10 protein-coding genes are annotated in these 7,750 nt (G+C 63.6%); 2 read left to right on the top strand and 8 right to left on the bottom strand.

The window, feature by feature from the left end; translation table 11 throughout:
* The coding region (locus EN884_RS17470) for an isochorismatase family protein (protein WP_128360652.1) at nucleotides 1–450 on the bottom strand (450 nt) is incomplete at its 3' end.
* A 111-nt stretch (nucleotides 451–561) separates the two neighbouring features.
* Nucleotides 562–765, bottom strand: coding sequence for a hypothetical protein (locus EN884_RS17465; protein ID WP_063168627.1), 204 nt, complete (start codon nucleotides 763–765; stop codon nucleotides 562–564).
* A 35-nt stretch (nucleotides 766–800) separates the two neighbouring features.
* On the opposite strand from EN884_RS17465, the gene EN884_RS17460 reads away from it, so the two are divergent.
* Both EN884_RS17460 and EN884_RS17455 read left to right on the top strand, forming a co-directional pair.
* The gene (locus EN884_RS17460) at nucleotides 801–890 is read left to right on the top strand and encodes a hypothetical protein (RefSeq protein ID WP_081714185.1); all 90 of its coding nucleotides are present in this window, start codon (nucleotides 801–803) and stop codon (nucleotides 888–890) included.
* A 204-nt stretch (nucleotides 891–1,094) separates the two neighbouring features.
* On the top strand, nucleotides 1,095–1,193 hold the full coding sequence (locus EN884_RS17455) for a hypothetical protein (protein WP_013530621.1): 99 nt from the start codon (nucleotides 1,095–1,097) through the stop codon (nucleotides 1,191–1,193).
* 60 nt (nucleotides 1,194–1,253) lie between these two features.
* On the opposite strand, the gene EN884_RS17450 is transcribed toward EN884_RS17455, so the two are convergent.
* The 6 genes from EN884_RS17450 to ligD all read right to left on the bottom strand — a co-directional run.
* The gene (locus EN884_RS17450) at nucleotides 1,254–2,450 is read right to left on the bottom strand and encodes a hypothetical protein (protein ID WP_063168628.1); all 1,197 of its coding nucleotides are present in this window, start codon (nucleotides 2,448–2,450) and stop codon (nucleotides 1,254–1,256) included.
* A 193-nt stretch (nucleotides 2,451–2,643) separates the two neighbouring features.
* Nucleotides 2,644–3,414 (bottom strand): exodeoxyribonuclease III, encoded by a 771-nt coding sequence (locus tag EN884_RS17440; protein WP_013530618.1) that lies wholly within the window; start codon nucleotides 3,412–3,414, stop codon nucleotides 2,644–2,646.
* A 4-nt stretch (nucleotides 3,415–3,418) separates the two neighbouring features.
* A complete protein-coding gene (locus EN884_RS17435) occupies nucleotides 3,419–4,063 on the bottom strand; it encodes an alpha/beta fold hydrolase (RefSeq protein ID WP_063168629.1) in 645 nt (214 codons plus the stop codon).
* A 224-nt stretch (nucleotides 4,064–4,287) separates the two neighbouring features.
* Nucleotides 4,288–5,403 (bottom strand): tetratricopeptide repeat protein, encoded by a 1,116-nt coding sequence (locus tag EN884_RS17430; RefSeq protein WP_063168630.1) that lies wholly within the window; start codon nucleotides 5,401–5,403, stop codon nucleotides 4,288–4,290.
* Nucleotides 5,400–6,305 (bottom strand): Ku protein, encoded by a 906-nt coding sequence (locus tag EN884_RS17425; protein WP_024501732.1) that lies wholly within the window; start codon nucleotides 6,303–6,305, stop codon nucleotides 5,400–5,402. Before EN884_RS17425 ends, EN884_RS17430 begins: the two co-directional genes overlap by 4 nt.
* Before the next feature lie 420 nt (nucleotides 6,306–6,725).
* A partial coding sequence (gene ligD, locus EN884_RS17415) for a DNA ligase D (protein WP_128360651.1) occupies nucleotides 6,726–7,750 on the bottom strand: 1,025 nt, incomplete at its 5' end.

The following is a 7,750-nucleotide window of genomic DNA, read 5'->3' as shown; positions in this document are numbered from 1 at the left end:
GTCCAGCGTGCTGTGCGCATCGGACACCACGGTCACGCCGAGCCCTCTGGCGATCGCGCCCTTGACCGTCGCGGCCACGCAAAAATCGGTCTGCGCGCCCAGGAGCACGACAGCACCCGCACCCTGCCCGGCAACCCAGTCGCCGAAGGCGGGATTGCTGAAAGCATCGCGCACGGATTTGGCAAAGGTCGGCTCGTCCGCAGCTTGGCCAAGTGCGGGCCAAACCGGCCAGCCCGGCTGATCCGGTGCCAACGGATCGCCTTCGGGTCCATCATGCCTGACAAATGCGACCTTGCGCCCGCCGCCCCGCGCCCAGTCGATCACCGCTTTGGTGCGCTCGACTATGCCTGGCGCATCATGGATCGGCGGTTCGTGCACGCCGTCGAACATACCGGTCTGGAGATCGATGACGATGAGCGGCGCGTTGTCTGGGAGGCTGGATGCTGGCATGGGCTTTACATAGCACGGCGGACAAGGTGATCAAGATTTGCTCATTCCGACGCGCCGGCAAACAGCACGACGCCGTCACCGCCGTCGGGCGGCCAGTCGCGGGTGGTGCGATCATTGCCGCCGGTCAGCACCGCGGCGGACGCCCGCATAGATCGGGCCGGTCTTGCTGTCGAACAGCGCGATCTGGTGGCCGGTGTCCATGCCCCATAGCCGGGCCGTGCCGTCGAGCGAGCCGGAGGCCAGGCGCTGGCCGCCAGCCGATAGCGCCAGGAGGGCCGCCGTCGGCGCCCGGCTTGGTTGACACATGTCGCGCATCTGCCATGCTCGCCGAGAGTTCAGGAGAGAACACCATGAAGAAGACTTACGCGAAGCCGACCTTCGTCAAGAAGGGCAAGCTTTCCGCCGTCACGGCAAACGCCCCGAGCAGCGTCACGCTTTAATCCGGCGCATCTCTGGCGGATCGCGCCGGCGCTGGAGAGCAAACTCCAGGTGCAATTGGTTTTGGGATGGCCCGAAGCAAAGAATAGGGACCCTGGCCCCTGGTCGCGCATTGTTGGGTTTATTGTTTGTTGCTTTCAGCTCGCATGGTTGACAGATGGCCGCAGTATGGCATCATCAGGCTGGGATTTTAGGAGAGTCTGAAAATGAAGAAGATTTATGTGAAGCCGTCGTTCTTGAAAAAGGGCCGTCTGTCGGCGGTCACAGCGTCGAACGGCGCCTCGATTATCATTGTGCCGGGCTGATCGTAAACGTAACCTGATTGAAGCGGGGCGAAATTCGCTCCGCTTTGGCATGCTCAAATCTCAGCGTGTCAGGACCAAATCGTCCACGACCATTTGCCAATAGTGCTTCGTCGACAGGCGAACACGCGTTACAGCTTTGAGCATCGGGGCATAGTGCAACGGCGTCAGCGCCGACAGCGTGATCTGATCGCTTGCAATCAGCTGCTCGCCAAGCCAGCTTTCGATCAGCGCCACCTCCCCTTCCGACGCCAGCCAGGCGGCGCTCAGCATGACCGAGTGAAAGCCGAACGGCCGTTCGCAGCTGAATTCGGCAGGCAGCCCGCTGCTGGTGTAGAGCACATGGTCACCGGAGACGTTGCCATTGACATAGCCCTGGCTGTCCTTGGTGTAGTCGCGCGCCATCGCATTCAGGTTGCGCCACGCCAATCCGGCATGACCGGCCGGAATTTTCCTGAAGGTGCGCGACGTCACATCGTCGAAACCGATCGTTTCGAGAGCGGCATCAGTGGCAATGCCGGCGCGTTGCGCGGACAGCAGGCCGAGATCCGCCGAGTAGGGCGACAGCGTCAGCCGCCGCTCCAAGCCTTCGCCACTGATGCTGACCGTGTCGGCTTCTTCAGCCAGGTCGAAGCTGAAGACGGCACCCGGCGCCAGTGTCCGCGCCTCCAGGACGTGCCCGTCCCCCGACACGGAGAGGGTCGCGGGTCCATCGCCGGCAACGCGCCCGCTGACGCGGCGCGGCGGCGCCAGACCGACCGGCAGCAGCATCTCCTGTGATACCATCCCGGCCGGCGAACCCGGCAGCGGCAGGAAGTGTCGGGACTGAATGTCGTTTTCGCTTTTCGCCTGCCAGCCGGGCGGCACCGAAACCACAAAGCGCCAGTTGCCCGGCTTGCGGATCACGGCCTTTCTGCTTTTCACCGACATGGGGAAATTGGCAAAGCCGGCATTGTTGGTGCGCGCGGACGCGGCGAGCTTGCCGGCTTCGTCATACAGCCGCACCATGATCCCGGCCATCGGCCGGTCTCCGGCGCCGTATTTGCCGTCGCGATCGACATCGAAATAGACGAAGGACGAGTAATTGAGCATGCCCCCGCGGCCGCTCCAGTCGGTGCGGACGGCATAGTCGGCAGCCGGATTGGTCTGCCGCCGTCCCTTGCGGCGGCTGCGCTTCCGCCACAGCCGCCAGGACACGACAGCTGCCGCAAGCACCACAAGGGCGGCGAACAGTATCTCGACAGCGCCCAAGTCAGGCATGGAGCCTCCTTTCACAGATCTCGTGGAGGATTGCGTTCATGGGCGATCCGGCTGCGTTGGAATACTTTGCCGACAGGTTATTGCATGTCGGCCAAAAGCGAACCCGGGTTTGGGACAGCGACATGCATCAAGACAAAAGACTTAAAGCGCGTTGCATGGATCCGTTCAAGCGCGACGCATGAAAGCAGTCGCCTTACTTCAATTCCACCCACACCGGCGCATGGTCGCTGGCACCGTCCTCGCCGCGCACGTCGCGGTCGATGCCGGCGGCGGTCAGGCGGCGTGCCAGTTTCTTCGACAGCAGGATGTGATCGAGCCGGAGGCCCGCATCGCGCGGCCAGCGGTTGCGGCGATAGTCCCAGAATGTGTAAAGCGTTTCCTTCGGATGCTTCTTGCGCAGGGCATCAAGCCAACCCTGGTCGAGCAGGCGCCGGAACGACGCCCGGCTTTCCGGCTGCACCAGCGCGTTGTCGTCATAGGAGCGGGTGGCGTAGATATCGCGCGGCTCGGGCACGATGTTGTAGTCGCCGGCCAGCACCACCGGCAGGCCGGTGTCGAGCAACTGTTCGGCATGCGCCTCCAGCCGCGCGTGCCAGGCGAGCTTGTAGGCGAATTTCGGGCCGGGCTGGGGATTGCCGTTCGGCGCATAGAGGCAAGCGACGACAATGCCATTCACCGCCGCCTCGATGTAGCGGCTCTGCCTGTCGGCTTCGTCGCCGGGCAAGGCATCGCGGGTCAACACGGGCTCGGCACTCCGCGCCAGGATGGCAACGCCGTTCCAGGTCGGCTCGCCCTTCCACACCGCGCCATAGCCGGCCGCCGCCAATGCCGAGCGCGGAAACTGCATGTCGCGTGCCTTCAACTCCTGCAGGCACACGACATCGGGCTTTGCCACAGCCAGCCATGTCAGCAGGTTTTCAAGCCGGCTGTTGATGTTGTTGATGTTGAAGGAGGCGATCTTCATCGCTTCAGGAAGCGATCCGACCCGACCACGCCTTGACCGTCTCGGCCAGCGTCTTCAGATGATCGGCGGTCGAAAACCCCGAAACACTCTTGCGAGGCTTGAGATCGTGGTCGCCGTCCTCCAGCCAGATCACCTCGACGCGATCGGAAAGGTCATAAGTCGCAACCTCGTCCCTGGTGCCGAACTCGTCGCGGGTGCCCTGGAAGATCAGCGTCGGTGTCTTGAGATCGGCGAGGTGTTTGGTCCGCAATTGATCGGGCTTGGCCGGCGGATGGAAGGGATAGCCGAGGCACAGCAGGCCTGAAATCTCGCCCTTGGCAAACATCTCGTCGGCGACCATCGAGGCGACGCGCCCGCCCATCGACTTGCCGCCGATGACGAGCGGGCCGGTCACGCCCTTCGCCCTGAGGTCGGCTATCGCCTTGATATATTCCGGGTTGACCGTCTCGGCCCGCGGCGGCGGCTTGCGGTGGCCGTAGCGGCGGGCAGCCATATAGTGGAACTCGAAGCGCGCGACCTGGAAGCCGGCCGCGGCCAGCGCCTTGGCGGTGGCGGTCATCGAGGGGGAATCCATCGCCGCGCCCGCGCCATGGGCGAGCAGGATGGTGACCGGGGCACTGTCGGGACCGTCGAAGAGAAAGGTGGTCATGGTCTGATGTCCTGCGCGACGGCGACGCTGCCACTCTTCCCCCTCGTGAGGGAGATGCCCGGCAGAGCAGAGGGGGGCGTGAAGAAATGCCAGCCTTCAGTCAAGCTTGCGTGCGGGAAAACGCTCCGAAATTGGCCGATCTGTTGGCGGGACAGCGCCCCCCTCTGCCCTGCCGGGCATCTCCCCCACAAGGGGGGAGATCGGCTGTCATCGCTAATCATCCCTCACCCCGCCGTACGCGCCAACTGCAGATCCACGAACTGCACGCCCTTGGCCGCCATCCGCGACCACTCGGACTCCGCATCGAGTTCGAGATAGCGCACCCACAGCCGCCGCGCCTCCGGCAGATCGCCGGCGTCGAATTCGAGCCGGGCGAGGTTGAACACCGGATCGGCATAGTTTTTGTCGAGCGCGATCGCTTTCTGCAGGTGCCTTCGCGCCGAGGCCTCGCGGCCCTGCTCGCTCATCAGCCCAGCGAGGTTGAACCAGGCCTCGACGAAGGCCGGATCGAGTTTTATCGCATTGATATAATCGTGCGCGGCGTCCGCCGCGTGGCCGCCGGCGCGCAGGCAGTTGGCGCGGTTGAAGGCGGCAATCGCATCGCTCGGATCGATGGCGAGACAGCGCTGGTAGAGTGCGGCTGCCCTATCATGGTCGCCACCCTCCTCCGCCGCTTCGGCCTCGGCAAACAACTCTTCCAGTGTGTCGTCGCCTGCCGAACCGGCGCTGCCCAAATCGAACAGAAGCTGTCCGTCGAGTTCGCTCTGGCCGCCTTCGAGGTAGATCGCATCGGCGCGCCCATGCTGCGAGCCGACATTGAGCGACTTGGCGGTCAGCGACGCCACCGGGCCGGAGCGGTGGACGGAGCGCGCGATCGCCCCCCATGTCGCGCCGCCGGCGACGAGCCCTGCATATTTGCGCGCCAGGATCAGGTCGCGGAAGGAATAGGGTTCTGCGTCATGCTCGAACGCATCGAACAGTGACAACAAATCGAGCTCGGCGCCGGATAGCCGCGATTGCTCGATCAGCGATTGCCGCGACAGCGAAGACGCCTCCGGTGCCTTCATCAGCCCGAGAAGGCGCAGGAATCCGTTCTCGCTGAGGAGCTTGTGCCCGGCCGCGCGCTCGGCGGCGACACGGCGCTCGATCTCGGCATCGCCGTTCCTGGAGAGCCCGGCCTTAGCGAGCAGCGTGCGGCCGCACACGACATGCGTGGTGCGCCTGGTGACGCCGCGCCGCAGCTGGCCGTGCTGACGTTCGACTTCACGCGCGGCCAGTCTGAGCGGAAACGCCGCCAGCGCGCCTATGGTGCCGAAAACAGCGCCGGCCGGTGCCGTCATTTCTTGCTCTTGCCGACCGCCTTCAGCAGATTGGCCTTCAGCGGATTTTCAGCAGCACCACCCGCTGCCGCTTTCTTTGCGGCTGGCTTGGCAACCTCGTCGGCCTTGCTCTTCGACTTGGCTGGCGGCTTCGATTGCGACAGGCTGGCCTTCAGCGCATCCATCAGGTTGATGACATTGCCGCGCTCCGGTGCCGCCGCAATAATCGGCTTGTGGCCTTTCAGCTTCTCGCGGATCATCGTCATGAGTGCCGCCTCGTAGCGGTCCTCATAATTCTTCGGATCGAAGGTGGTTTCCTTCTGCTTGATCAGCGCTTCGGCGAGCTGCAGCATTTCGGGGTCGGGCTTGCCAGCTGGAATATTGCCAAAATATTCAGCCGTCCCGCGCACTTCGTTCGGGTTCCTCAAGGTGCACACGAACATGCCGTTCTCGCGCGCGCCGATCGTCACCACGCGCTCGCGGCTCGACAGCACAAGGCGGGCGATGGCGAGCTTGCCGGATTTGCGCATCGCTTCGCGCAACACGGCGAAGGTTTCCTCCGCCATCGCGCCGTCGGGCGCCATGTAGTAGGGCGCGTCCTGGTAGATGACGTCGACCTCGTCCTCGTCGACGAAGGCCTCGATGTTCATCGTGTGATTGGATTCGATGCGCACCGCGTCGAGGTCTGCATCATCGATGATGATGTACTGCTTGTCCTCGTATTCGTACCCCTTGACCAGATCAGCACGCTCGACGAGCCCTAGTTCGGGGTCGACCGGCTTCATGTTGATGCGGTTATGGGTCTTCTTGTGCAGCTGGTTGAACGAGATGCGCTCGCTGGCGCTGGTGGCGGGATACAACCGCACCGGACAGCTCACGAGGCTGAGTTTGAGGTAACCTTTCCAACTTGCCCTAGGCGCCATGAAACACTCCTACGCGGTCATGCACTGACAAAGACCTGCAGCGCTTTCGTCCGAGGACGATTGAGGCTGAGCAAATCCTACACCGACCGCACACAATACCGGCAAATCCCTGACGAAATCTTCCGCCATGCATTTGAGGTCGTGGACAGAGAATAATTCAAATTGTTGGAAGCGTCGATGGACTGGAATTTAAAACGCTGGCGGGACAGCGCCCCCCTCTGTCCTGCCGGACATCTCCCCCTCAAGGGGGGAGATCAACAGCTTCGGCGTCTCGCCCACTTCAGCAGCGTTGCAGATTAGCGGAAGCCCGGGTAGTGGCCAATCTCCCCCCTTTGAGGGGGAGATGTCCGGCAGGACAGAGGGGGGCGCCACGGATCGCGGTGGTCCTTGTTCTGCAACTACTTACTTCGTCTTCTGCAACTACTTCGTCGCCCCCGAGACCACCGGCAGATCCCGCGCAAACTTATCAATCTCCGCCCACGGATCGCCCGACGTCGCCAACAGCCCCGGCAGCGACGAATAATTCAGATCCTGCGGCGCATCGATGGATTCGAGGTCGCTCCAGCTGACCGGCGTCGAGGCCGGCAGATTGGTGCGGGCGCGCAAGGAGTAAGGTGCTGCGGAGGTGTGGCCGCGCGCATTGCGGTGGTAGTCGATGAAGATGCGCTTCTTGCGGTTGTCCTTGCCCATGGTGGTGGTGAAAGTATCAGGCGCCGTTGTCGCCAGATGCGTGGCGATCGCGCTGGTTGCCTGGTGCAGTTTCTTCCAGTTCTGCTTGCCTGTCACAGGTACCGTGATGTGGATGCCGCTGCCGCCGGAGGTCTTGGCGAACGGCACCAGCCCCAGGCGCCCCAATTCGTCCTTGATGTGCACGGCGGCCTCGACCACCTCGCGCCAGGCGATCCCTTCTCCCGGATCGAGGTCGAGGACGATCTGGTCGGGTCTGTCGAGGCTGGCGCGGTGGGTGCCCCAGGTGTGGAACTCGACGACGCCGAACTGCGCCAGCGCCAGATACCCTTTCGCGCCTTCGACCGAGAGATAGGATTTGGTTTCGCCCTCGGAATTTGTCGCCTCGAATGTCACCACCGAGGGCGGCATGCCGGTGAAGGCGTGGCGCTGGAAGAAGCAATCCTTCGGCAGGCCGGTCGGGCAGCGCACCAGCGACACCGGCCGGCCGAGAATGTGCGGCAGCATGAAATCGCCGACCAGCGCGTAATAGACGGCGATGTCGAGCTTGGTCGGGCCGGTCTTGCCGAACAGCCGGCGCGTCGGGTTGGTCACCCAGATGGTGGCAAGGTCAGCCTCGGCGATCAGCCGCTTGCGTGTCGAGGATACCGGCGTCGACAGGCCGACATCCCTCAAACCGCGGAAGACGCCGTGGCGCAGTGCGTTGTCCGCTGTGCGGTTGGCGTAGTGGATGCGCGCCGACAGCAGCGGCCGCACCC

It is taken from the genome of Mesorhizobium sp. M7A.F.Ca.AU.001.01.1.1 (assembly GCF_004022735.1).
In the GTDB taxonomy this organism is placed as follows: Bacteria; Pseudomonadota; Alphaproteobacteria; order Rhizobiales; family Rhizobiaceae; genus Mesorhizobium; species Mesorhizobium ciceri.
Note: the sequence above shows the minus strand (reverse complement) of the source record. Positions and strands in the feature narration are given on the sequence as shown.

Bases quoted from the DNA above. Each gene is read 5' to 3' on its own strand.
- EN884_RS17460 (WP_081714185.1), top strand. From the start codon at position 801: ATGAAGAAGACTTACGCGAAGCCGACCTTCGTCAAGAAGGGCAAGCTT.
- EN884_RS17440 (WP_013530618.1), bottom strand. From the start codon at position 3,414: ATGAAGATCGCCTCCTTCAACATCAACAACATCAACAGCCGGCTTGAA.
- EN884_RS17450 (WP_063168628.1), bottom strand. From the start codon at position 2,450: ATGCCTGACTTGGGCGCTGTCGAGATACTGTTCGCCGCCCTTGTGGTG.
- EN884_RS17455 (WP_013530621.1), top strand. From the start codon at position 1,095: ATGAAGAAGATTTATGTGAAGCCGTCGTTCTTGAAAAAGGGCCGTCTG.
- EN884_RS17425 (WP_024501732.1), bottom strand. From the start codon at position 6,305: ATGGCGCCTAGGGCAAGTTGGAAAGGTTACCTCAAACTCAGCCTCGTG.
- EN884_RS17465 (WP_063168627.1), bottom strand. From the start codon at position 765: ATGCGCGACATGTGTCAACCAAGCCGGGCGCCGACGGCGGCCCTCCTG.
- EN884_RS17435 (WP_063168629.1), bottom strand. From the start codon at position 4,063: ATGACCACCTTTCTCTTCGACGGTCCCGACAGTGCCCCGGTCACCATC.
- EN884_RS17430 (WP_063168630.1), bottom strand. From the start codon at position 5,403: ATGACGGCACCGGCCGGCGCTGTTTTCGGCACCATAGGCGCGCTGGCG.